This window comes from Nonomuraea sp. NPDC046570 (assembly GCF_040645915.1).
Lineage (GTDB): Bacteria > Actinomycetota > Actinomycetes > Streptosporangiales > Streptosporangiaceae > Nonomuraea.
Map to the genome: position 1 here is coordinate 47,221 of NZ_JBEYZF010000035.1, position 22,782 is coordinate 70,002.

The following is a 22,782-nucleotide window of genomic DNA, read 5'->3' on the forward strand; positions in this document are numbered from 1 at the left end:
GCGGCGCCGGCAGCGACGGTGCCGTTCGTGTGGTGATCCAGGAATGCCTGGCGGATCGCGTCGACCGTGATGAGCGGTCCCGCCGTCTCCAAGCACCTGCGGGTGCTGGAGCGGGCGGGCCTGATCACCAGGGGCGGGGAGGCGCAATGGCGCCCCTGCCGCCTGGAGGGGGCCCCGTACTTATCGAGTAGAATCCAACGAACCCGGCTCCGACCTGCAGGAACGTGGTGTCGCGTGGCGTGCCTGCGTGAACCAGTGGGGCGCGGTGCGGTGGTGCTCCTCCCTTCGGGAGACGGGTCCATGCGCCTCAGGTCTGATCGCCGATGGCGCGCTCTTACCTCTCCCACCGGATCCGCCGCCGCGCCCGCCTGCGCGGCCGTTCCTCTTCGCCCGGCCGCCAGTAGATCGACTTCACCCAGATGGTGGCCAGCGCCGCCACAGCCCTGTCCTCGTCAAAGGCGGTTTCGACGCGCTCGCCGCCCTGCGCGAGCCAGATGTAGCAGAAGTGCTCGAGCATCGCCGACAGCGCGGAGGCGGTGAGCACCGAGTCCACGCCCGGGCAGTAGCCCTCGGCTTGAGCCCGCCGGATCTCGGCGGCGATCCGCCCGACCGCCTCGGCCCGGATATCGAGCCAGCGGTCCAGGAACTCCTCCTCCAGCATCGAGGCCTGAAAGACCCCGATCAGCTCGCCGCGCCGCTTCACATACGTGCGCCAGAATCCGGCGACCGCCTCGCGCAGCGCCTCCTCGCCGGAGAGTCCCCGGCGGTAGGGCCGGATGGCAAGGTCGGTCGCCTCCTCGTGGAACTCCTCGGCCAGCGCGGCGAGCAGGTCGGCCTTGGTGTCGAAGTAGTTGTAGAACGAGGCGACCGACTTGCCGGCCGCCGCCGCGATATCGCTGATCCTGGCGCTGAGATAGCCGTCCCTGGCGAACACGTCCCGCGCCGCGGCGCGGAACGCCTCGTCGGTCTCCCTGCCCTTCCGGGTGGTCTTCTCCGGGCGGCCGGTGCCGGTACGGCGGGCGGCCGGGACGGTGTGCTTCCTCATCGTCACGCAATCCTAGGAGACCCTGCGGTCGCGCCCAGCCCAGAACGGCTCGCGCAGCGGCCCCTTGAGGATCTTACCTGTGGCGTTGCGCGGCAGCTCGGCGACGAGCGTCATCCCGGTCGGGCACTTGTATCCGGCGAGCCGCTCGCGCGCCCACCCGGCGAGCGCGTCCGGGTCGAGCGAGCCCCGGGCGACGACGACCGCGTGCACGCTCTCACCCCATCTGTCGTCCGGAACCCCGATCACCGCGACCTCACGCACTCCGGGATGCCCGATGAGCACGGCCTCGACCTCGGCCGGATGCACGTTCTCCCCGCCTGAGACGATCATGTCCGTGAGCCGGTCGACAATCGTCAGGTAGCCGTCGGCGTCGAAGGACCCGATGTCGCCGGTCCGGTAGAAGCCGTCGGACGTGCTCGCCTGGCGCGTCGGCTCCGGGTCGTTCCAGTACCCGGGAAACGGGATCGCGCCGCGCACCTGGATCTCGTCGTGCTCGCCGAGCCTGACCTCCCAGCCCAGCGAGGGCCGGCCCGCCGTGGCCAGCCTGCCGAGCGCGGGGTCGTGGGCGCCGGGCGGCAGCGTGCTCATCGGCAGCGGACCGGTCTCGGTGCTGGCGTAGTTCTGCCGGAAGCGGCACCCGAGCGTCCGCACAGCTCTGGCCAGCAGTTCAGGCTGGATGGGTGACGCGCCGTAGACGACCTCTACCAGGCCGGACAGGTCGGGCCGTGCCGTACGGCCGGCCACCTCGGTGACCACCGCGCCGATGAGCGTCGGCACGAGCTGGGTGAGCTCGATCCGCCGCCCGGCCAGCTCGTCGACGAAGGCAGCCGGGCTGAATCCGTCGAGCAGGTGCAGATGGCCGCCGGTGAACAGGGCGTACGCGAGGTTCGCCAGCCCGGCGGCGTGGAACAGGGGCAGCGCGCTGAGATGTCTGGCACCCTCGCGCGCCTCCGGCACCGAGAGTTTCATGAAGGTGGCCGCGGCCACCAGCATCTCGTGACTGATAGGGACGAGCTTGGGTCGCCCGGTGGTGCCGCTGGTGTGCAGGAGGACGAGCGGCTCGGCTCCTCGCAGCCGCTCCACCGGCCGCTCGGGAACCGGCAGGCCGACGGCCTCGGGCAGGAGCGGCAGCACGGGCCGGTCCACGAGCTTCGCGCAGGCTTCGTCGGCGACCACGATCCGCGCCGCCGCAGGCGCCAGGACAGCGTCGATCTCGGCGGCGGTCAGGCGCCAGTTGATCAGTACGGGCAGCGCCCCCGCCCGTACCAGCCCGAAGAGCGAGACCGCCCACTCGACCCGGTTGCGGGCGAGGAGCGCGACGACGTCTCCGGGTGCGAGCCCGGCTGCCGCGTATCCGGCGGCCGCGCGCTCGAGCCGGGCGGCCAGCGCGGCATAGGTGAGCTCGCCGCCGTACTGGTCGCTGAGGGCCACGGTGTCGGGCGTGGTGACGGCCCGCCACTCCAGCACGTGGATCCACGACAGCACGCTCAGCTCACCCGTATCCGGTCGGCGGCGGTCTTCGGGGCGTGCGACACGTCACCCTCGGTTCCCATCTCTCGCCGCCAGCAGGCGAACTCCAGCAGGATCCCGTCCGGGTCCTGGAAGTAGAAGGAGCGGATGAAGACCCCGTCGTGCAGCTCGGTCGCGTAACCTTCCGGGCTGTCGTCATGGTCGATGATCGGGCTGACCCGCACCCCCTTGGCCTTGAGCTTGGCCCGGTATTCCAGGAACCGCTCCTCCGGCACGTTGATCGCCACGTGGTTCATGGAGCCGACGGCCGAGGTCCACTCGCCGATGCCGGGGACGGTCACCGGCTGGGAGACCCCGGGCACCGCGTCGGGCGCGTCGCGGAACCAGAAGAAGGCCAGCGAGTTGCCGCCGCCCATGTCGAAGAAGAAGTGCTGCCCGGATCCGCCGGGGAAGTCGATGGTCTTGGTCAGGCGCATGCCCAGCACCTGGGTGTAGAAGTCCACGGTGCGGCGCATGTCGGAGCTGACCAGCGCCAGATGGTTCACCCCGCCGAGCTCGAACTCCGGGTTCCGCCACGTCATGTCCGGCCTCCTCGCGTCTGAAACTGAATCTAAACTCAGATTCATTTTTGCGCTAGCCTCATGACGGAACGATGCGGAGGTCGGGATGCACGAAGTCGTCAGGGAGTTCGTCGGGCTGCCCTCGCCGATAGTCGGCCGCGCGGGCGCGGGAGGCCATCCATGCCAGGGGCTCTACCACCGGCCCGCCACCTTCCGCCCGAAGACCGCGTTCATCGCGACCCACTACAACGTCGACTTCTCCGAGCACTACCTCGCCTCCTACCTCGCCGAACGGGGCTACGGATTCCTGGGCTGGAACACCCGCTTCCGCGGCGCGGAGCCGTACTTCCTGCTCGACCACGCGCTGGCCGAGATCGGCGTCGGCGTCCGCTGGCTGAAGGAGCGGGCGGGGGTGGAGCAGGTCGTGCTGCTGGGCAACTCCGGCGGCGGCTCGCTCATGGCCGCCTACCAGTCCCAGGCCGTCGAGCCGAACGTGCTGCCCACCGCCGGCGGCCGCCCGGTCGAGGCGATCCAGGACCTGGAGCGCGGCGACCTGTTCGTGGCGCTCGCCGCCCACTCCGGGCGCCCTGAGGTGCTCACGGCCTGGATGGACCCGTCGGTGACCGACGAGAGGGACGCGCTGTCGGTCGACCCCGACCTGGACCCCTTCGACCCGGGCAACGGCGCGCCGTACTCCATGGAATTCCAGCGGCGCTATCGCGCCGCGCAGCGCGCGCGCAACGAGCGCATCACCGACTGGGCACTCGAACGGCTGGCCGCGCTGAGCGGAACCCGCGCCCGCGACCAGCTGTTCACGCTGTACCGGACCTGGGCCGACCTGCGGATGATCGACCCGACCATCGAGCCGTCCGACCGCCGGCCCAACTGGTGCTACGTAGGCGAGCCCGTGCGCGCCAACTACGGCGTGTTCGGCCTCGGCTCGCTCTGCACGCTCCGCACCTGGCTGTCGATGTGGAGCCTGCGCACCTCGCAGTGCGTGGCCGCCCCACACCTGGCCAGGATCACCGAGCCGTCGCTCGTCGTGCACGCCACTGCTGACGCGTGCGTCTATGACAGCGATGCCCGCTCGGTCTTCGACGGCCTGGCCGCACCGGACAGGCGGCTGGAGTTCATCAGGGCCGACCACTACCTGGAGGAGCCGGAAGAGGCGCGGAGCCAGGTCGCCGACCTGATCGCGAGCTGGGTGGCCGAGCGCACGCCTTGACCGCGCTCGGCCACTATCCTTCTGGTGTGCAGAAAAATAGGTCCGAGGAGCAGATTCCGGCGTATCCGATCGCCTCGGTGGACAACGCGTTGCGTCTGCTCGGCATGTTCCGCGAGCACGAGCGCGTGCGGCTGTCCGACGCCAAGGACTACCTGGGCGTCGCGCACTCCACCGCGCACCGGCTGATGGCGATGCTGGCCTACCACGGGTTCGTCCGCCAGGAGCAGGACTCGCGTGGCTACGTGGTGGGGCCCGCGCTCCTGGAGATCGGGCTGGCCGCGATCGGCAACATGGACGTCCGCGCGCTGGCCAGACCGCTGCTGGAGGAGCTGGCGTCCGCGTTCGGTGAGACCGTGCACCTGGTCACCCTGGAGGGGGCCGCGGTCCGCTACCTGGACGCGGTGGAGAGCCCGCGGGCGCTGCGGGTCGCGGCCAGGACCGGCTCCACGTTCGCCGCGCACTGCACCGCGTCGGGCAAGGCGCTGCTGGCCCAGCTCGACGACCGGCGGCTCGCCGTCCTGTTCCCTGCCGGTGCCGCGTTGCCGGCCCAGACGCCGCTCTCCATCGCGGGTTGGCCGGAGCTGCGCGAGGAACTGCGCCTGATCCGCGAGCGCGGCTACGCGGTCAACCGCGGCGAGAGCGACGAGGGCGTGGCGTCGGTGGCCGTCGCGGTGCCCGCTTCCGCCCACCTGCCGCCGACCGCGATCGCCGTGTCCGCCCCGCTGTCCCGGCTGCCGGAGGAGAGGATCGCCGAGATCGCCGTCAGCCTCCTCGATGTCGCCACCCGACTCGCCTGAGCTCAGGCGACGCCGATGCCGCCATCGGAGTGGACGATGGTACCGGTGATGCCGCGCGCGCGGTCGGAGGCGAGGAAGACATATGCGCCCGCGTGGTCGGCCGGGGTCAGCGCCACCGACAACGGCGTGCGGCTCTTCAGCTCCGCGGCACGTCCTGGCGCGGCCGCGAGTTCGCGGTCGGCCTGGCCGAGGCTGGCGGGGCCACGCAGCCCGGTGTCGAGCGTGCCGCCCGGCGCGACCCCGTTCACCCGGATGTCCGGGGCCAGCTCGTGGGCCAGCGCGATCACGCACCCGCGCACCGCGAACTTGGAGCCGACATAGAGGATGCCGCCACGTCCCGGATAGAACCCGGAGGTGGAGACCGTCAGCACGACCGACCCGCGCGCCCGCGCCAGCTCGGGCAACGCCGCCTTGACCGGGACCAGCTGGCTCATCACGTTGGCCCGGTAGATCTCGTCGAACGCCGAGTCCAGCTCCGCGTCGTCCAGGTCCGACAGGCCACGGTAGAAGTCGAAGATCCCGACGCAGTTGACCAGGATGTCCAGGCCCCCGAACCCCCGCACCACCGCCTCCACGGCCGCCCGCGCGTCGGCGGCGCGCGTCGCGTCGCCCCGCACGACCACCGGGCACGGCAGCCCCGCGCACTTGGCCGCGTCCAGCTCCAGCGCGCCGACCCGCGCGCCCTCCTCGGTGAAGGCGTCCACCACGGCGCGGCCGATCCCCGACCCCGCGCCCACCACCAGCGCGCGCCTGCCGTCGAGCCAGCCGCCCATCAGTGCTCAGGCCCGTGCGGCGTCTCCAGGAAGCCGGAGAACACGTCATGGTCCTGCCAGGTCAGCGACTCCAGCTCCAGCGGGCAGAGCAGGATCTCCCTGCCGGTGTGCGGCGCGGCGATGCGCAACCGCACCCCGTTGCGGGTGTGCACGACCTCCACGTCAACCTCCGCATACTCGTTCGCGAGTCTCACGACGGCTCCCTACAGGAAGATGGCCAGGTTCTGGGTGCGCAGGACGGTCTCGTCCACCAGCACCTCACGGCGGGCCAGCCGCAGCTCGCCGCCGCCGGCGCGGCGCAGCAGGTCGGTACGGCCCGCCGACAGCAGGTCGGCCTCCCGGTTGTCGCCACGGCTGCGGAACAGCAGGAGCGACGACTCGACCCGCAGCTCGCCCTCGCCCTCGGCCTCGGCGCGGAAGGTGAGCACGTTCGTGATGAAGTGCCGGGTCCGGGAGGGCGGGTCCTCCGTCCAGGCGTGCTCGGTGGCGAACCGGTCCACCCGCTTGCGCAGCGCGTACAGGTCCTCGTCGAAGTGCGCCATGTCCGCCAGCGTGTCGAAGCCGGCGCCGCGCGCGGTCGCCACCCTGACGGGCATCAGGTAGCGGACGTCGTCGGTGAGCAGCCGCAGCCAGCCCGCAAGATCGCGGCGGTCCAGCAGGGCGGCCTCTTCCACCAGGAACTGGTGGGCGTCCAGGTGGTCGGCGTCGGAGTAGCGCAGCGGCGTCATGACCGGGCCCCCAGGTCGGCACGGGAGATCGCGGGCGGCGCGGCCTCCAGATGGTCGCTCCACAGCGACAGCCAGTGCCGCTGGTTGAACTCGCCGAAGCCTTGGCGCGCCGTACCAGGGCCGGAGAACGACTCCGCCGGCATCGGCGGCTTGAGCGGGCGGCCGTCGGCCAGCAGCCCCATGCGGCTGTTGAGGTTGAGCCGGTGCGCCATCGAGCCGGCCGCCATCTCGGTGATGGACGTCCAGTTCTCCACGTCGTCCTGCTCGAACATGCCGGAGCTGCCGAAACACATGAGGTAGGCCTTGTAGGAGTCGCGCTTGAACGTCTCGGGCGCCGCGGCGTCCACGGCGAACCAGGACAGCACCTCGGTCTCGTGCTGCGACACCGGCTGCCACTGCCGCACCGAGATGAACGGCGCGACCGTCCCCTGCTCGTCGATCTGCGGCCAGTTGTGCACGAAGCTGAGGTTGGGGAAGAGCGTCGCCGCCGACACCATGAAGCCGTCCCGCTCGACCAGGTCGCGCTGGCGCGCCGACCACATCGCCCGCATCCGCTCGATCATCTCTTCCGGGTAGCCGACGTAGCGGAGCTTGGCGGCGAAGTCGCCGGGCGGCAGTTTGTAGGTGGTGCCCGCGCCCGGCCCGGCGATGTACAGGGCGCCCTCCTTGCGCTTGCTCGCCTTCGGCTCGCGGAACAGCCCGATGTCGACGACGCTCGCGTGCGTGTGCGGGGTGTGGTAGCTGTCGCCCGCGAAGTTCTCCGCCCCGATCTTCCAGTTGGCCTTCACCCGCCAGCGCTGCGGCCCGCGGAACTCCAGGCCCGACGGGCTCTGCCGCGCGTAGAGGTCGAGGTAGAAGGCGAAGTCGCCGAGGTGGTCCAGGAGCGGCGGCGCGTCGGGATCGAGGCTGGCGAAGACGAAGCCCCGGTGGGTGGCGACGGACGGGGCCGGGAGCAGGCGCTGCCCCTTCTTGGCGAAACCGTCCTCGCCGCCGTAGGCGTCCCCGTGGAAGGGAAGCCCGACCAGCCGTCCGTCGTTGCGGTAGGACCAGGCGTGGTAGGGGCAGCGGAAGTGCGAGGCGTTGCCCATCTCGGCCCGGCACACCTGCATGCCCCGGTGCAGGCACATGTTGAACATGACCCGGACGACTCCCCGCTCGTCGCGGGCGACGATGAAGGAGTCGGCCAGGATCCGCCGTACGACGTAGTCGCCGGGATCGGGCAGCTCCGACTCGTGCGCCAGGAAGACCCATGCCCGCGAGAACAGCCGCTCCCGCTCCAGCCCGAAGATCTCCTGGTCGTTGTAGACGTGTGCCGGGATCATGCCGCGCCGTACGTCGGCGACGATCGCGGCCAGGTCGACCGTCATCATGCCTCCTCGGGCAGGCCCAGGCCGGCGAGTTCGAGCCTGGCGACTCGGTGCCGCCAGACGGCTTCCTCGTTGAGCCCGGAGCCCAGATCGGGTAGCTCCGCGAGATCCTCCGCCGGCAGCGGCTCCAGGTCGCCGCCGGCCAGGTTCGCCCGCAGGGTCATCCGGGCCAGCTCCTCCACGTTGAGCGCGCGGACGACCGCCTGCTGGACGGTGGCCCCGGTGGCGACGAGGCCGTGCCCGCGCAGCGCGCAGACCGGCCGGTCGCCCATCGCCGCCAGCATCTCCTCGGCCAGCTCGGCCCGCCGGATGAGCACGCCTCGCTCGTAGACGGGAACGCCCTGCAGCGCGAGCCGCGCCGCCGGGATGTCGTAGGCGCCGAAGATCGGGCGGAGCGGCAGCCCGGCCAGGCCGGCGGCGACGATCGCGGGCGGGTGCGCGTGCACCACCGCCGCGACCTCCGGCCGCCGGCGCAGGGTTTCGGCGTGAATCGGTAACTCGACCGGCGCCGTGTAGCCGCCGGGCAGGACATCCGCCCCGTCCATGCCGACCGGGTGCACGTCCTGCGCCGTGGTGAAGAGCAGGCCGGACTCCCGGGGCCCGCGGCACCTGACCAGCATCCGGTCCGGACCTGCCCGCAGGCTCACGTGGCCCAGCACGCTATCGGCCAGTCCCGCGTGCGCCAGGACCCTGCAGGCCAGCGCGATCAGGCAGCGTTCCCCCGCGAGCTCCATTCAGCCTCCACAATCTGTAATCAGGAAAATTCGGCCGCCCATAGTCTGCCCTGAAGAAAGAAACTCTGCAATGATCCGACCCACGAGCCATAACGAGAGGGGCGATTGGATGCAGAGCTGGATCCATGTCCTGGAATGGCGGGCGAACACCCGGCCCGGCGTGGCCGCCCTGATCGACGACCGAGGCGCCCGGCTCACCTACGCCGAACTGCTGACCGCCGTCGAACGGGCCGCAGGCGGCTGGGCGGAGCTGGGCGTGCGCCCCGGCGAGGTGGTCGCCCTGGTGGCCAAGAACAGCGCCGACTACCTCGTGCAGGCCTTCGCCCTGATGCGGGCCGGCGCGCTGCCCGCCCTGATCAACTGGCGGCTCTCCGCCGACGAGCTGGCCGAGCTGTTCGAGATGCTGGCACCTGTGGCGCTGGCCGCCGACGCCGAGTTCGCCGCCGGCCCGCTGCCCGGCCCCAAGCTGCGGGTCCGCATCGGCGGCGGCGCCGTACCCCCCGGCTGGGCGGACGGCACGACGCTGGACGCGCCGCCGCCACCCCGGCCCCTCCCGCAGCTGTACGGCGACGCCCCGATGGCGTTGCTGCACACCAGCGGCACGACCGGAAGGGCGAAGGGCATCCCGCTCCGGCACGGCGCGCTGATCCAGAGCGTGTCCGCGTTCGCGCTGGAGATCGGCGACCAGGTCGCCGGCTCCCGGCACCTGCAGATCATGCCGCTGTTCCACCTGGGCGGCTTCGGCCAGGCGATGCAGGTCATGCTCACCGCCGGGACGCTGTACGTGCAGACCCTGTTCCGGCCGGACGCCACGATCGAGGCGATCGCGCGGGAGCGGATCGAGTTCTTCACCGCCGCGCCGTCGCTCCTGGACATGCTCATCGCCGATGTGCGCGCCCGGGACACCGCTCCCGACCTGTCCAGCCTGGTGGAGATCGCCTACGGTGCCGCGCCGATCACTCCGGCGCTGCTGGCGCAGGCACTGCGGACCTTCGGCTGCCGGTTCCGCCAGATCTATGGCAACACCGAGAGCCAGAGCATGATCAGCCTGCTCGCCCCGGAGGACCACCGCGCCGGCCACCCGCACCTGGCCAGCGCGGGCCGTGTCTCCTTCGGCTGGGAGGTGAAGATCCTTGACCCCGATGGGGCCCCGGCCCAGGACGGCGAGTTGCTGATCCGCGGCGAAAGCCTGTTCAAAGGCTACTGGCGCGATCCAGCGGCCACCGCCGCCGCCTTCACGCCCGACGGCTGGTACCGCACCGGCGACGTCGCGCGGCTCACCCCTGACGGCTACCTCTACATCCTCGACAGAGCGAAAGACATGATCATCAGTGGCGGGGAGAACATCTACCCGGCCGAGGTCGAGGCCGTGCTCAGCCGGCATCCGGCCGTGCGCGACGTCGCCGTCATCGGGCGGCCGGACGCGCGCTGGGGCGAAGCCGTACACGCCCTGGTCGTGACCTCGTCCGCGCTCGCGGAACCCACGCTCACGGAGGACGAGCTGATCGGCTGGTGCCGGGAGCGGCTGGCGCACTTCAAGTGCCCGAAGACGGTGGAGTTCACGGCCGGGCTCCCTCGCACCACCACCGGCAAGGTACTCAAGCGCGAGCTGCGCGCCCGCTACAGAGGAGTCTCGGCATGACCACTCCGGCGCTCGGGCTGTCGATCGCCCCGCACAGCGGCCTGCCCGCCGCCATCATCGGACGACTGGCCGCCGCCGCGGAACGCGCCGGCTTCAGCGACGTCTACCTCGCCGAAGGACACGGTGACGCGCTGGCGCTGTGCCACGCGATCATCACGGCGACCGAGCGGGTGACGGTCGGGACCGCCGTGGCCAACGCCGCGCTGCGGCCGCCGGTGCTCACCGCCAAGACCGCCGCCCAGCTCGACGACGCGTCCGGTGGCAGGTTCCGGCTCGGGCTCGGCACCGCCAACACCGTGATGAACACCCGGTTCGGCCTGGCCGACCGGCCGCCGCTCCAGCTGATGGCCGAGTACGTGGCGGTGGTCCGTGCCGTGCTGGCCGGAAGCCCGAGCGGCTTCACCGGCGGTATCTTCCAGACCGGCCAGGTGCCGCTGGACCGCCCGCCGATCCGCGCGGACCTCCCCATCGCGCTCGGCGCCATCGGCCCGAAGATGCTGGCGCTGGCCGGCCGGATCGCCGACGGGGTGATCCTCAACCTGGTCTCCCCCAAGCAGGCGGGCGCCGCCGCCCAGATCGTCCGGTCCGCCGCGGCCGACGCCGGACGCGACCCCACCGCGGTGCAGATCGTGTGCGTCGTCCACTGCTGCCTGTCCGATGACGCGGCCGCCGCGGCCGAGGCCGCCCGCGCGGTCGTGCCCCGCTACGTCCTGCACCCGTCCGCGGCGCGGCTGTTCGCCGCCGACCTGTCCGCGGCGCGCGAGCTCGCCGCGCGCGGTGACCGCGCCGGCTCCGCCCGCCACATCCCGCAGCACGTCGCCGACGCCTTCGTGGCGTACGGCGACGCCGCCGCCTGCCGCGCCCGGATCGAGGAGTACCGCGCGAACGGCGTCGACCTGCCCGTCCTGTTCCCCATGCCGGTACACGGCACCTGGCCCTACGACCACGTGATCACCGAACTCGGAGGTCTCCCATGAGCGAACAGATCATCGACCGGTTCTTCGCCGCCATCGAGGCCGGCTCCATCGGCACGGTCCGGGAGATCTACGCCCCGGACGCCGTCATCTGGCACAACGACGACCTGATCGAACAGGGCGTAGAGGACAACATCAAGATCCTCGCCGCGCTGCACCGCGCCGTATCAGGGCTGCGCTACGAGATCGTCCGCCGGGCCGCGCTGCCCGACGGGGTCCTGCAACAGCACGTCCTGCACTGCCGGCTCCCGGACGGCCGCGATTACGCCCTCTACTGCGCTATGTACCTGCGCGTCCAGGACGGACACATCACCCGTATCGACGAGTACCTCGACTCCGCGCAGCGAGTGGCCCTGCGCAAGGCCCGCGAGGCGCTCGCGTGACCTGACTCGATGGCAGGCGTGTAGGAATCGGTATGTGGAAGGTTCCCAGCGAAGGAGCAAGTGGGTCAGCCGGCGTACGACCTGCCTGCTCCTTAACGCCTCGTCGCGCTCGATCCAAGACCGTCAGATGTTCAGGTCTCGGTGTTGATGGATACGGCCGTCCCTGCCGAGCTCGATGACAGTGTCGACGCCGATCCGCTCGAGGAACGCGAAGTCGTGGCTGGCGACGAGAAGGGCCCCGCGGTACGCATCGAGGGCCTCCGCGAGCTGCTCGACGCTGGCGATATCGAGATTGTTGGTGGGCTCATCCAGGACCAGCAGCTGAGCCGGCGGCTCCGACAGGAGGAGTCGCGCGAGGGAGACGCGAAACCGCTCGCCGCCGGATAGCGTCCGCACTGGACGATCGGCGCTGTCGCCCCGCAGAAGAAGCCGGGCGAGCTGGTTGCGGATCGTGCCTGCCGGCGTTCCAGGGGCGACCGACTGCACATTCGTCATCGCGCTCGCATCGTCGTCGAGCCCGTCGAGACGCTGCGGGAGGTAGCCGACGAGCTCGGTCAGGAGACGCCCATGCGGCCGATCGGGCGCGGGAGCCGCGCCGCGGATGAGCTGCTCGATCAAAGTCGACTTTCCGGTGCCGTTCGCCCCGACAAGCGCCACCCGCTCGGGCCCTTGGATCACGAGGGTGCGGGCCTGGTCATGCAGCTCCGCGAGGCGCCTTCCGCGCGGAACGTCGGGATCGGGCAGGACGAGGGTGATGTGCTCCTCTTCGCGTACGCGGGCGTCCGCGGCGTCGACTGCGGCTCGGGCCGCCTGGACCTTGTTGTCGAGCGTGGAGCGCAACGAGCCCGCGGACGCCTGGGCCTTGCTGGCGCGGTTGCCCGCCAGGATCTTCGGGATGCCGCCGTCCCTCTGCGTCTTCTTCGCAGTGCGCTCCCTGCGCGCCAGCTTCGTCTCCGCCTCGACGCGCTGCCGCTTCTCGACCTTGAGCGCCTGCTGGGCCGACCGCGCGGCTTGGACCGCCGCCGCCTGCTCTTGTTCCTGGTGTTCCTTCCAGGCGCTGTAAGGGCCGCCGAAGGTGTCGAGGGTGCCGCCGTAGAGCTCGGTGGTGTTCTCCATGCGCTCCAGCAGCTCGAGGTCGTGGCTGACCACGACGAGGGTCCCCGGCCACTGGTCGACGAAGTCGGCGAGCTTGGCGCGGGTAAGCCGGTCGAGGTTGTTCGTGGGCTCGTCGAGCAGGGTGATCGGAGTACGGCGGATGCGCAGCCCGGTGATGGCGATGAGCATCGCCTCTCCGCCGGAGACCTCGGCCACGCGGCGGTCGAGGTCTCCGGCGGAGAATCCGATCTGGTGTAGGGCTTCGTCGGCGCGGGACTCGATGTCCCAGTCATCGCCGATCGTGTCGAAGTGGCGCTCGTCGACGTCGCCGGACTCGATGGCCCTCAACGCGGCGATGATCCCCTCGATCCCGAGGAGCTCGGCGATCGTCGTCTCTTGCCGGAGCGTGAGCGTCTGAGGCAGGTAGCCGACCTCGCCGATGGTGTCGATCTGGCCGACGGTCGGCTGCAGGATGCCTGCGACCAACTGCAGCAGCGTCGACTTCCCGGCACCGTTGCGCCCGATCAAGCCGGTGCGGCCGGTGCTGAAGGTGCCGTTGACGCCTGAGAGTGCAATGGTGCCGTCTGGCCATTCGAAGGTCAGATCGCGGAATGTGATGGCGGACTTCGTGGACATGGGTGGTGTTTCTCTTCTCGTCAGCTACGGAGGGACGTGAGGGGGATCAGTTCGGTGTTGACGGGAGCGGCGATCGTGGGGTCCGCCGCGAGGTATTTGGCGTGGAGCTGACCGCAAGCGGCATCAATGCCGGTGCCGAACTGCCACGCGGCGATGAGCTGACCAAAGCGGAACGCAGGCGCACCGGTCTGTGCGAGGTGGTCGCGGATGCGCATCCAGCGGCTCCTCGTGGTCAGGACAGTGCTCACGTGTCACCGCCCGTCGGAGGCAAGACCTCACGACCCCGGTAGACACCGCAGTGCTGGCATGCGTGGTGCGGCGGGGTGGGCTTGTCACAGGTGGGATTCGTGCAGGTGGTGAGCGCCGGGGCGCTCGTCTTCCAGTGAGCGCGACGGCGACGGGTGCGGGAACGCGACGTGCGGTGCTGCACGGCCATGGCCTTTCGTGAGTGGTGTCGGATGCCAACGGAACTGGCGGGACAACCGACCACGGGCCGTGAGTCACTGCGGCGAGAGATTCGATCAGGGCTGCCGGGCACCATCTGCGTGCGGCGCTGGGCCGCTGCCCGAGTGCTGGGCGATGGATGGATGGGCACGGGGAGATCGAAGTCGCGCGCGTTCGCAGGCACGAACCGGGGACCGAGGTCGGTGCGGTGCGAACGTGCCGGCAGGTTTCACGCAGAGGTGTCAACGCCTCGGACGGGCGGACTCACGCTGCTGCGCAAGGAGAACGGTCATTCACCAGCGTGGGCATCGCCCACACGGATGGAAGCCACCGGCAGTTCGGTGGCTAGATTCTGTCGACCTCAATCTCCATGGCACCCATCGTAACAAGGATCTCCTATGACTTTGAACCCGAATGGTCGGGCGACTCCGGCGCCGGTGGGTCTCGGCCTGGTAGGCGAGACGCCACCGGTCGGGGTCCAGCAGCACGGCTGCCGTGGCGTCCTGGGCCGGCCCGGCGCGCTCGGCCTGCACCCGCACAGCCCGCAGGAGCGCGAGCAGCTGATCGATCCACTGGGGAAACCCGGTCCCCGTGCAGCCATTCCCAGCCGAACTCCGTTCTAAAGCGGTTCAGGGAGTGATGGCGTACTCGGTGAAGCGGCCGCAGGAGTGGAATCCGAGGCGCCGGTACACGGGTTCGCCGGCCGAAGATGCTTGCAGGACCACGGTGAGGTAGCCCTCCTCGTACGCCGTGTGCAAGGTCGCCTGGGTCATGGCGCCGCCGTACCCGCGTCGACGGTCGGTCGCCAAGGTCGCGACGTTGTAGATCCCAGCGACCCCAGCGTGCAGGAAAACCTCGGCCGAGCAGACGGGCCGCCCGTCGACATAGCCGACCAGGTAGCGGGCGGGGGAGTCGGGGGCGAGGGCCCACTCGGCGGCATCGGCGAAGAAGCGGCGGACGGTGGCGGCTGGTGGGTCCCAGTTCGCGGCCAGGACGGCCGCGTAATCGGCGAGTTGCTCCGGGCTTGTCACTCGGCGGATGTCCAGCTCACCTGCGCGTGGCTCGGCTGGGGGTACGGACAGGTCCTTCCACATGCCTGCCTCTGTCTCAGACGCCTGAAGGCCGGCCTTCTCCAGGAGCACGGGGAGATCCGTCGGTGTGGAGGCGGGGCCCACCCACCACGAGAAGGGACGCCCTGTGGCGGCCAGTGTCCGCAGGGTCTGCGTGATCCGGTTCGGGGCGGTGTCCGGCGTGAGACGCGCCGCCGCGACGATGTTGAAGGTGTCGTCGTCCAGGCCGCTGTCGGCGATCAGGAGGTCGTTCGTCTCGGTGACGGTCGGTCCTTCCAGGTGCCGGTGCAGGTGGCAGGCGTGTTCGGCGAGGTTCTGCTCCATTTTGACCATCAGTTCGGCGTGATCGCCGATGGCGTGTTCCGCTCTGTTCATGGTGTTCATCACAGCATCCTGCATCTTTGCGGTGGGTCGCCCTTCTCCGCGCGGGCCAGTATCTCTCGGAAAGGGGCGGCCGCAGCCGGGCGCCGTCCAACTGCCTCGTCCCCGAGGTTTCCGCGAATCGCTCGAGGCGTTCGCGCGCTTCCGTGGTCGCCGAGCCGTGGCGGTGCCATACCTGCCGGCCCACGGCGGTCGCGTCGTCGGCGAGTCTACGCAGCAGCGTCGACTGGCCGATGCTGGCGGGCCTGCGGACGAAGAGAAGACCCAGACGGTCGCCACGGCACTTCTTCAGCAGGTCCTGGAAGGCGGCGCGTTTCGTGTCCATGCCGACGAACTGCCCATCAGGAGGCCGCTCCGGCTTCGTGCCCACTGGCAAAGCGGACTCCTGCGGGGAGCGTGCGGCGGGCCGCTCAGCCCATGGGGCGGGGGCGAATTCGTCGTCGTGGTCTGCGGGCGAGGAGATACAACGGCTCTTCGAGTCGGTTCTGCTCGATGAGGAGCGGGACCTCGGCCACCACCTCGGCGTGCTCGCCCAGTTCCAGGCGGAGCTGCAGCAACTCCTGGGTGGCGATCAGCTTCAGTCGTTGGGTCGAGCATGTAGCCCCCAGACTGGGAGCTGATCGCCGAGCCCAGTCGTGCTCGGACAGCACGTATGACGGCTTCGCCGTCAAGCGCTGCCTTCGGGTGCCCAGTTCCGTACGGCGGGGGCGTACCCGGCCGGCTTGTCCCCGACCTTGACGCCCGGACTGACCAGCCAGCTCTGATAGTCCGGCGTGAACATTTGGTAGACCGACCGGGGCGGCACGGAACTCGCCTCGTCGAGCTCGGCGCGCAGCTCGGCCGGCAGCTCGAAGTCGAGGGCCACCATGTTGGCGTCGAGCTGGTCCGCGCTGCTCGCCCCGACGATCGCCGAGGCGACACCGGGCTGGGTGGCGACCCAGTTGAGCGCGACCTGGGCCATCGTCACGCCGAGCTTGTCGGCGACGCTCTCGACCGCTGCCAGCAGCCGCCAGTCCCGCTCCGTCCACGAGCGCCCGGAGGAGCCCGCGCCGCTGAGTCGGCCGTCTCCGGCCAAGCCCTGGTCGGCACTGCGGTACTTGCCGGTCAGGAAGCCGCCGCCGAGCGGGCTCCACGCGGTGATGCCGAGTCCCAGGCTCTGCCCCATGGAGACGTGCTCCAGTTCGATCGCCCGGTCGATGAGGGAGTAGGGCAGTTGCAGGCTGACCACCGGTACGAGGGAGTGGGCCTCGGCAAGGGTCTGGGCCCGCGCCGCGTACCAGCTGGGCACGTCGGACAGGCCCGCGTAGCGGATCTTTCCGGCCGTGGTGAGGTCGTCGAAGGTCCGCATGACCTCCTCGACGGGAGTGATCCGGTCCCAGGTGTGCAGCAGGAACAGGTCGATGTAGTCGGTGCGCAGGCGGCGCAGTGACGCCTCGACCGCTCTGATCATGTGCTTGCGGCCGTTGCCTCCCGCGTTCGGATCACCGGGGGCGACGCTGTTGGTGAACTTGGTGGTGAGCACCACCCGGTCGCGCACCTTCGCTTCCGCGATGAGATTGCCGAGGATGGTCTCGCTCTCGCCGGTGGTGTAGAAATCCGCGGTGTCGATGAGGTTCCCGCCCGCTTCGAGATAGCGACGGAAAATGGGGCGGGCCTCCTCCTCGGTCTTGCCGTACGCGGCATGGAAACCGCCGGTGCCGAAATTCATCGTGCCCAGTGCCAGCCGGCTGACGCGCAGCCCGGAACGTCCGAGCAGATAGTAGTGGTCCAGGGACATGAGGGTGTCACTCCGTTCGCAAGCAGATTCGAGGAGGTCGGGACGAACACTCGTCAGCTTGCGCATCCAAAAGTGGACTGTCAAGTCCAAAATGGCGGGGCCCACCGGTCACCGCGGCGGCGGCTGCCCTACTTCAAGGCCGTTCTGAGCGCGAATAGGCCGGACGGCGGGCGGGGCGACAGATCGCGTCCGCCGCTCCCGGAGAATGAGCTCTCCGTCAAGGCGACGCGAGCTTGCTGGCGCGCAGGTGGGCGATACCCATGTCCAGGGCGGCTTCCAGATGGTCGGTCTGGCCGGTGGACATCTGGATCAGTACGCCGCCCTGGATGCCGGCGAGCAGGGCGGCCGCCGCGCGGTCGGGGTCCAGGCCCGGGTCGATCTCACCGGCGTCCTGCATGTGCCGCACGCCGGTGGCGATCTCGGCCTGCCAGCGGTGCATCAGCTCAGTGACCACGGCCTGTGCGCCGGGCGTGCGGCTGCCCAGCTGTGACGTGACGGAGTTGAGCGGGCACAGACGGCCCTGCCGCCGGTAGCGGTCGACGACCGTGTCGCGCCACGACTGCCAGGCGGCCCAGGAAGTGAGGTCGCCGAGCTGGGGCTGCTGGTCCTCCAGCACCCGGTCGGCCTCGAAGCGGGCCACGGCCAGCAGCAGCTCCTCCCGTCCGTTGGGGAAGTAGTGGAAGAGCTGGCTCTTGCTCGTCGCCGTCCTGGCCAGCACGTCGTCGAGCGTCATGGTGGCCACGCCGTGCTCGCGGATGTGCGCCGCCGCGCCCTCGAGAATGCGCTGCCGCGTCGCGGTCCCCTTGCGGGTCAGAGTACGCATGACCGCCCTCCAGACTGGACTTGCTAGTCCATACTAGCTGGAGTGCACATCAAGCGGGGCGCTCATCGGCGAGCGGCGAACAGAAGCAGCCGCCCCCTGACTGGAAAAGGTCACGCCAGCAGGTCCGCCAGCCGGTCGATCTGCTCGATGTCGTCGGACCAGCAGCCGACGGCGCGAAGTCGCCGAAGAGGAGCTCGGGACCTCCCACCCTCACGCCGGCCAAGGCGCGACGCTCGACAGCACCGGATCGCGGATCGACGACAACTCGCTTTCGGATCCTTCTTGCCCACCCGTGCTTGGTGCGACGTCTACGGAGCGCGGCTGCCAGCGCTCGCGCGGCGGGGGATGCCGGTGCCCAGGCGGGGAGGCCGGTCAGTGTCATCGGCCGACTCCTTCGCACCGGTCGTGGTCGAGGTGGAGGTCGAATCCGTCGACGGCGAGTTCGGTCAGGAAGGCGACCGGGTCCACGAGTTGCTCGATGTGCCGGACGCCCGGTGGCAGCGTGGGCAGGGCACGGATGAGCAGGGCGGCGGCGCGCCCGGTGGCGCGGCTCTGCCGCCGCCCGCTGAAGGCGGCCCGGGCGGTGCCCGAGGTGACCGTCACGGCAAACGCGTCGCTGCCGAAGTGGACCTTTTCCAGTGCGGTGAGTAGCAAAGAGCGGACCCTGCCGCGGCGCAGCAGGCGTGCGGCGGCGGGCCGTCCGGCTGCGACCAGCAGGCTGGTAAACAACCGGGAGTCCAGGCACAACCCGGTGCGGGCGGCGGGCACGCCGAGCGTGCCCGGCAGCGTGTACTGGTCGGAGAAGGGGAAGCGGTGGACGGTACGGGTGCCGTACGGCGCGGGAAAGGTCATCGGCCATGAGCCGTCGAGGGCGCCCAGCCCGTTCAGGGTCCAGTCGATCGCGGCCGGACCGTGCTGTTCACCCGAGCCGAGCAGCACGCCGATGCTCAGCTCCGTGGTAGGTGAGCGCTCGGCGCAGACGCGGGCCAGCAGGTTGGTGATACCGGGTACCAGGCCGACGCTGAGGGCGGCGGTCATGCCACGTTTGCGCGCGAGGTCGTCGAGCCGGCCGATCTCGGCCAGCAGGTCATGGGAGGCCGACACGTCCACGTAGCCGATGCCGCGTTCCAGGCAGGCGTGGGCGACGCGGGCGTTGTCGATCTCTGCGCACATCAGGACGGTGGTGACGCCGTCCAGCGCCCTAGCCAGGTCGGCGGGGTCGGCGGCGTCCACGCGCATTGCGGTGGTGCCGGGGATGGGCCGCGCCCGGTCGGGGTTGCGACCGGCCACGATCACCTGGGTGCCGGGAATTCTGGTGAGAGCGGTGGCGGCCTCACGGCCGACCGCGCCGTAGCCGCCGAGGATGAGAACGATACTCATCGGTGGTGTTCTCCTTGCTGCTGAAGGCGTGATGCGGCCTGCTCGGGATGGTGCCCGGTGAACATTTCAACGGAGGTCAGCAGGAGCAGCGCAGCAAAGGCTCCCGGACCCAAAGTTTTTGTAGTCACGCTATAAGAATGATTCTAGAGTGACGCTATAGTCAAGTCGTGACCGAAACACCACAGCGACGACGACACGGCAGCGGCAGGAACGGGCAGAAGGAGGACGGGCGGGCGGCCAGGGCCAGGGCCACCCGCGCCCGCATCACCGCGGCCGCAACCGATCTGTTCACCACCGCGGGCTACACGGCCACGAGCATGGCCGCCATCGCGGCCAAGGCCAACGTGAGCGAGCAGACCCTCTACTATGCCTTCAGCACCAAGCGGGCGATCCTCACCACCGCGCTCGACCTGGCCGTCGCCGGCGACGACGAGCCGCTGCCCACCCTCGAACGCCCCTGGGCCCACGCCGCCCTGGCCGACCCGGACCCGATCGGACAGATCCGCCGCCAGGTGGACGGCGCCGCGGACATCTACCTGCGCGCGGCGCTGCTGCTGGACGTCGTGCGCAGCGCCGCCACCACCGACCCCGACCTGGCCGAGGTCTGGGCCACCAACATCCGGCAACGCCTCGCCGTCCAGCGCACCTTCGCCGACGCCCTGGCCCGCAAGACCGCCCTGCGCGATGGGCTCACCGCCGAGACCGCCGCCGACATCGCCCTGGCCATCCTGTCTCCCGAGACCTACAACCTGCTGGTCCACACCCAGGGATGGAACCACGCGCGATGGCGAGACTGGGCCGCCGACGCCCTCGTCGGCATGCTCACAGCCCTGCCCCGTCCGACAGCGCCATCCGGAGGATGATCAGGTCCAGGACGTCTCGTAACGGAACGCAACTCGCTCGGGATTCGCCTCCGTCGCCGCACGACGCGGCCACACACAACAATCTGATCCCCCCATCAGAGGTGTCGGCGACGTTCTTGGTGACCGCGGCATGGCCCTCGCCACGTCATTAGACGATCACGAGGCAACGCCTGGGGCATCCAGGTCCAATCTCCGACCAGGCTTTTGTGAGTTTCTTGAGGCACTTCCGCACGGGCGCACGCGAGAGGGCCTGCGTGGCGCGCGACGTCGTCCAGGATCGTCCAGTGCTCGACCAGCTCGTCAATGTGCATCGGGGGTGTTTCATGAGCAGCCAGCATTGACCAGGCAGGTCACAGCAAGATCAACGCCGTTAGGGGCTCATGGCACGTTCTTACCGGCACCCCGAGTGGGCGCGGTGCGGGGGTGGACCTGCAACAGAACCAGCTGCTTAGCGCACGATCCGGTTCGATGTTCCTCAGACTCCGATTTCGCTGGAAGGTGGCTTTCGTTTTGGCGCCGACAATCCGGGCATCTACCCGCAGTTACAGATGCACTCCACTAAGTAACTGAAATGGTGATCGCATGCCCGTTCCCACCCGTCTACTCGCCCTCGGCGTTCTGGCTACGGCCGGTTTTCTGGCCACTACCGCCCCGGCCTTCGCCCAGTCCGACCCGCCCATCAGCCACGAGCGCCACATCTTCGTCCACCACATCAACATCAACGTCTGCGGCAACAACATCGGCGCCACCACGAGCTCCGTCACGGTGTCGTGCAGCAATAGACACTGAAACCGTAACCAGGTGCCCCGCCTCGAAAGAGGCGGGACACTGCCATGTGGTGCAGATCAGGGCAACTGGCCGATCCGCTGGCACCGGCGCCGCGGACGCCAGGCAGTCCTGGGCCCCATGGACGACGAGATCCCTGCCGGCCTCAGCTCCGATCAGTGGGCAGAGCTTGACTCGGAGGAGCGCCTGGCTCTGTGGCTCTATCCCGAGCTGCCGCCGGCGCTCTCGACGTCAGCGTTAACGGCGTCACCCCACAGGAGCGTTTGGCTGCGTTGGCCGCGGCGACCAGGCCGTGGCGGAATTGCGAGACAGAGCAGCCGAGTTGGCGCGGTGCGGGGGTGGACCTGCAACAGAACCGGCTTAGCGCACGATCCGGTTCCGAAGTTCCTCAGACCCCGAACTGGCCATGGAGCGTTCAGCAAGATCGCGAAGCCGAGTCGGGTGGCGTCGCATTTTCCGGCGATGAGGTCGCGCTCTTCGTCCTCCAGTAATCGACCAGCTCGTCGATGTGTATCGGGGGGTGTTTCATGAGCAGCCAGCATGCGGTGCTGCGCTCCACCAAGGACGTCGGCCCGTATCTCAAGTTCCTCCGCACACCCGACGCCAAGACCGTGAAGAACCGCGTCCATCTCGACCTCCGGCCCTACCCCGGTGACGATCAAGCGGCGGAGGCGAGCCCGGCTACGGGCACTCGGCGCCACCGACATCGACCTCGGCCAGGGCGACGTGCCGTGGACGTGCCTCGCCGACCCAGAGGGCAACGAGTCCGACGTCCTCACCCCGCTCTGACGCGGAGCCTTGCCGACCCTCACCATGGACACCCAGCGACGGCCACCGACCGAGATCAGCGCCATCGGGAGCCTGCCAATGACGGCCAGTGCGAGGAAGGAGAAGGAGCCTTCCCTCCCACCATGACAACACCTGAGTTAGACAGGGACCACCGCCGCCGGAAAACCGTTTGAGCCTTCCTTCCGCGTTCCCGTAGGTTGCCTGCGGCCCCGTCGCAGTGAGGACAGAGGACAAACCGCGTGACCCCGCCTGCTCTTTAGACCTGACACCTTCTTCCGCTCACCTTCAAGCCGACTCTTCCGTCGGCTCTGCCGGGCTGCCCGTGCGCGCCCGGTCATACAGCGTTTGAGGCCGCGCGCAATCGGCCTCGTGTCAGGTCAGAGAGATCATGTCTTCACAACCTCATACCGTGCTGCCCTGGGTCGTTCGTCGGACCAGGCTGCCTCTGCTGTCGCTGCGGTGCGTGGACTGCCGGTCGGAGTCGGCCACCACCGGCGAGGGCAGGTTCCGTGTCAACGCCAACGGCAACCTGCTGGACGTGTGGCTGCTGGTCCGCTGCGCGTCCTGCGATCGGACGAGCAAGCTCACCGTGCACAAGCGAGCGCCGGTCAGATCCTTCGATCCGCCCGAGCTCGACGGCTATCACGCCAACGATCCGGAGCTGGTGGCGTCCAGGCTGTTGGATCCGCTGCTCGCCCGGCGCAACCGCTTCACCCTGGACTGGAGGGGGGCCTGGCGGCTGGACACCCCGTCGGCATGGCGCGCCGAGGCGTGGCCGGTCAAGGTGGAGGTGGTCTTCGAGGATCCGGTACCGGTGCGCCCGGAGCGGCTCATCGCGCAGGGGCTCGGCCTCAGCAGGAACGAGGTGCTGCACCGGATCAAGTGCGACATTCCGCTGCGCCGTCCGACGAGCGCCGGGTTCACCTTTACCGTGATGGCCGGGGACTAGATCGCTGATGTGAAATTCGGTGATCGACTGCGGACGTGACGAAGGGCGTCCATGGTCAGTGTGTGAAGACAGACCTAGACGCCCTTCTGAC

Annotated in this window: 24 protein-coding genes and 2 pseudogenes; 10 read left to right on the forward strand and 16 right to left on the reverse strand. The window is 69.7% G+C overall.

Annotated features, from left to right (window positions below; genetic code table 11):
- Nucleotides 1–69: 69 nt before the first annotated feature.
- A pseudogene (locus ABZ911_RS35565) lies at nucleotides 70–177 on the forward strand (ArsR family transcriptional regulator); the annotation flags it as partial.
- 157 nt (nucleotides 178–334) lie between these two features.
- Here ABZ911_RS35565 and ABZ911_RS35570 read toward each other — a convergent pair.
- The 3 genes from ABZ911_RS35570 to ABZ911_RS35580 are packed head-to-tail and all read right to left on the reverse strand — an operon-like array spanning nucleotide 335 to nucleotide 3,096.
- Nucleotides 335–1,045, reverse strand: coding sequence for a TetR/AcrR family transcriptional regulator (locus tag ABZ911_RS35570; RefSeq protein ID WP_358066358.1), 711 nt, complete (start codon nucleotides 1,043–1,045; stop codon nucleotides 335–337).
- 12 nt (nucleotides 1,046–1,057) lie between these two features.
- Entirely contained in the window at nucleotides 1,058–2,530 is a 1,473-nt protein-coding gene (locus ABZ911_RS35575; RefSeq protein WP_358066361.1) for an AMP-binding protein, read from the reverse strand.
- A gap of 2 nt (nucleotides 2,531–2,532) precedes the next feature.
- Nucleotides 2,533–3,096 carry a VOC family protein gene (locus tag ABZ911_RS35580; protein WP_358066364.1) on the reverse strand — a complete coding sequence of 188 codons (564 nt, stop codon included), beginning with the start codon at nucleotides 3,094–3,096 and terminating at the stop codon, nucleotides 2,533–2,535.
- 85 nt (nucleotides 3,097–3,181) lie between these two features.
- Between ABZ911_RS35580 and ABZ911_RS35585 the strand changes: the two genes are divergently transcribed.
- Both ABZ911_RS35585 and ABZ911_RS35590 read left to right on the forward strand, forming a co-directional pair.
- Complete coding sequence (locus ABZ911_RS35585; RefSeq protein ID WP_358066367.1) at nucleotides 3,182–4,300, forward strand: alpha/beta hydrolase; 1,119 nt, start codon at nucleotides 3,182–3,184, stop codon at nucleotides 4,298–4,300.
- 26 nt (nucleotides 4,301–4,326) lie between these two features.
- Nucleotides 4,327–5,097 (forward strand): IclR family transcriptional regulator, encoded by a 771-nt coding sequence (locus ABZ911_RS35590; RefSeq protein WP_358066370.1) that lies wholly within the window; start codon nucleotides 4,327–4,329, stop codon nucleotides 5,095–5,097.
- 2 nt (nucleotides 5,098–5,099) lie between these two features.
- On the opposite strand, the gene hcaB is transcribed toward ABZ911_RS35590, so the two are convergent.
- From hcaB to ABZ911_RS35615, 5 genes are read right to left on the reverse strand one after another with little or no spacing between them, the layout of a single operon-like run.
- On the reverse strand, nucleotides 5,100–5,870 hold the full coding sequence (hcaB, locus tag ABZ911_RS35595) for a 3-(cis-5,6-dihydroxycyclohexa-1,3-dien-1-yl)propanoate dehydrogenase (protein WP_358066373.1): 771 nt from the start codon (nucleotides 5,868–5,870) through the stop codon (nucleotides 5,100–5,102).
- A complete protein-coding gene (locus ABZ911_RS35600; protein WP_358066375.1) occupies nucleotides 5,870–6,064 on the reverse strand; it encodes a hypothetical protein in 195 nt (64 codons plus the stop codon). The genes hcaB and ABZ911_RS35600 overlap by 1 nt, the downstream gene beginning before the upstream one ends.
- Nucleotides 6,065–6,073: 9 nt before the next feature.
- On the reverse strand, nucleotides 6,074–6,598 hold the full coding sequence (locus tag ABZ911_RS35605) for a 3-phenylpropionate/cinnamic acid dioxygenase subunit beta (RefSeq protein ID WP_358066378.1): 525 nt from the start codon (nucleotides 6,596–6,598) through the stop codon (nucleotides 6,074–6,076).
- Nucleotides 6,595–7,968, reverse strand: a complete 1,374-nt coding sequence (locus ABZ911_RS35610; RefSeq protein ID WP_358066381.1) for a Rieske 2Fe-2S domain-containing protein — start codon at nucleotides 7,966–7,968, stop codon at nucleotides 6,595–6,597. The genes ABZ911_RS35605 and ABZ911_RS35610 overlap by 4 nt, the downstream gene beginning before the upstream one ends.
- Nucleotides 7,965–8,699 (reverse strand): class II aldolase/adducin family protein, encoded by a 735-nt coding sequence (locus ABZ911_RS35615; protein WP_358066384.1) that lies wholly within the window; start codon nucleotides 8,697–8,699, stop codon nucleotides 7,965–7,967. The genes ABZ911_RS35610 and ABZ911_RS35615 overlap by 4 nt, the downstream gene beginning before the upstream one ends.
- A gap of 109 nt (nucleotides 8,700–8,808) precedes the next feature.
- On the opposite strand from ABZ911_RS35615, the gene ABZ911_RS35620 reads away from it, so the two are divergent.
- From ABZ911_RS35620 to ABZ911_RS35630, 3 genes are read left to right on the forward strand one after another with little or no spacing between them, the layout of a single operon-like run.
- Nucleotides 8,809–10,341 (forward strand): AMP-binding protein, encoded by a 1,533-nt coding sequence (locus ABZ911_RS35620; RefSeq protein WP_358066386.1) that lies wholly within the window; start codon nucleotides 8,809–8,811, stop codon nucleotides 10,339–10,341.
- A complete protein-coding gene (locus ABZ911_RS35625; protein ID WP_358066389.1) occupies nucleotides 10,338–11,318 on the forward strand; it encodes an LLM class flavin-dependent oxidoreductase in 981 nt (326 codons plus the stop codon). The genes ABZ911_RS35620 and ABZ911_RS35625 overlap by 4 nt, the downstream gene beginning before the upstream one ends.
- Nucleotides 11,315–11,698, forward strand: coding sequence for a nuclear transport factor 2 family protein (locus ABZ911_RS35630; protein ID WP_358066392.1), 384 nt, complete (start codon nucleotides 11,315–11,317; stop codon nucleotides 11,696–11,698). Before ABZ911_RS35625 ends, ABZ911_RS35630 begins: the two co-directional genes overlap by 4 nt.
- A gap of 123 nt (nucleotides 11,699–11,821) precedes the next feature.
- Here ABZ911_RS35630 and ABZ911_RS35635 read toward each other — a convergent pair whose 3' ends face one another.
- From ABZ911_RS35635 to ABZ911_RS35670, 8 genes are all read right to left on the reverse strand, one after another.
- On the reverse strand, nucleotides 11,822–13,429 hold the full coding sequence (locus ABZ911_RS35635; RefSeq protein WP_358066395.1) for an ATP-binding cassette domain-containing protein: 1,608 nt from the start codon (nucleotides 13,427–13,429) through the stop codon (nucleotides 11,822–11,824).
- Between the two features lie 20 nt (nucleotides 13,430–13,449).
- Complete coding sequence (locus ABZ911_RS35640) at nucleotides 13,450–13,644, reverse strand: hypothetical protein (protein ID WP_358066397.1); 195 nt, start codon at nucleotides 13,642–13,644, stop codon at nucleotides 13,450–13,452.
- Nucleotides 13,645–13,673: 29 nt separating this feature from the next.
- Nucleotides 13,674–13,865 carry a 50S ribosomal protein L32 gene (gene rpmF, locus ABZ911_RS35645; RefSeq protein WP_358066400.1) on the reverse strand — a complete coding sequence of 64 codons (192 nt, stop codon included), beginning with the start codon at nucleotides 13,863–13,865 and terminating at the stop codon, nucleotides 13,674–13,676.
- 637 nt (nucleotides 13,866–14,502) lie between these two features.
- A complete protein-coding gene (locus ABZ911_RS35650; RefSeq protein ID WP_358066402.1) occupies nucleotides 14,503–15,318 on the reverse strand; it encodes a GNAT family N-acetyltransferase in 816 nt (271 codons plus the stop codon).
- Between the two features lie 416 nt (nucleotides 15,319–15,734).
- Nucleotides 15,735–15,881 carry a hypothetical protein gene (locus ABZ911_RS35655; protein WP_358066405.1) on the reverse strand — a complete coding sequence of 49 codons (147 nt, stop codon included), beginning with the start codon at nucleotides 15,879–15,881 and terminating at the stop codon, nucleotides 15,735–15,737.
- A 110-nt stretch (nucleotides 15,882–15,991) separates the two neighbouring features.
- Nucleotides 15,992–17,101 (reverse strand): aldo/keto reductase, encoded by a 1,110-nt coding sequence (locus ABZ911_RS35660; RefSeq protein WP_358066408.1) that lies wholly within the window; start codon nucleotides 17,099–17,101, stop codon nucleotides 15,992–15,994.
- A gap of 217 nt (nucleotides 17,102–17,318) precedes the next feature.
- On the reverse strand, nucleotides 17,319–17,924 hold the full coding sequence (locus ABZ911_RS35665; RefSeq protein WP_358066411.1) for a TetR/AcrR family transcriptional regulator: 606 nt from the start codon (nucleotides 17,922–17,924) through the stop codon (nucleotides 17,319–17,321).
- A gap of 378 nt (nucleotides 17,925–18,302) precedes the next feature.
- Nucleotides 18,303–19,304, reverse strand: coding sequence for a saccharopine dehydrogenase NADP-binding domain-containing protein (locus ABZ911_RS35670; RefSeq protein WP_358066414.1), 1,002 nt, complete (start codon nucleotides 19,302–19,304; stop codon nucleotides 18,303–18,305).
- Between the two features lie 167 nt (nucleotides 19,305–19,471).
- On the opposite strand from ABZ911_RS35670, the gene ABZ911_RS35675 reads away from it, so the two are divergent.
- The 4 genes and pseudogenes from ABZ911_RS35675 to ABZ911_RS35690 all read left to right on the forward strand — a co-directional run bounded on the left by ABZ911_RS35675 (nucleotide 19,472) and on the right by ABZ911_RS35690 (nucleotide 22,691).
- Complete coding sequence (locus ABZ911_RS35675; RefSeq protein ID WP_358066416.1) at nucleotides 19,472–20,167, forward strand: helix-turn-helix domain-containing protein; 696 nt, start codon at nucleotides 19,472–19,474, stop codon at nucleotides 20,165–20,167.
- Nucleotides 20,168–20,749: 582 nt separating this feature from the next.
- Complete coding sequence (locus tag ABZ911_RS35680) at nucleotides 20,750–20,956, forward strand: hypothetical protein (protein ID WP_358066419.1); 207 nt, start codon at nucleotides 20,750–20,752, stop codon at nucleotides 20,954–20,956.
- Nucleotides 20,957–21,492: 536 nt separating this feature from the next.
- Nucleotides 21,493–21,742 (forward strand): annotated as a pseudogene (locus ABZ911_RS35685) (VOC family protein); the annotation flags it as partial.
- Nucleotides 21,743–22,151: 409 nt separating this feature from the next.
- Nucleotides 22,152–22,691: a DUF1062 domain-containing protein gene (locus tag ABZ911_RS35690; RefSeq protein WP_358066422.1), complete on the forward strand. Its 540-nt coding sequence runs from the start codon at nucleotides 22,152–22,154 to the stop codon at nucleotides 22,689–22,691.
- Nucleotides 22,692–22,782: the final 91 nt, after the last annotated feature.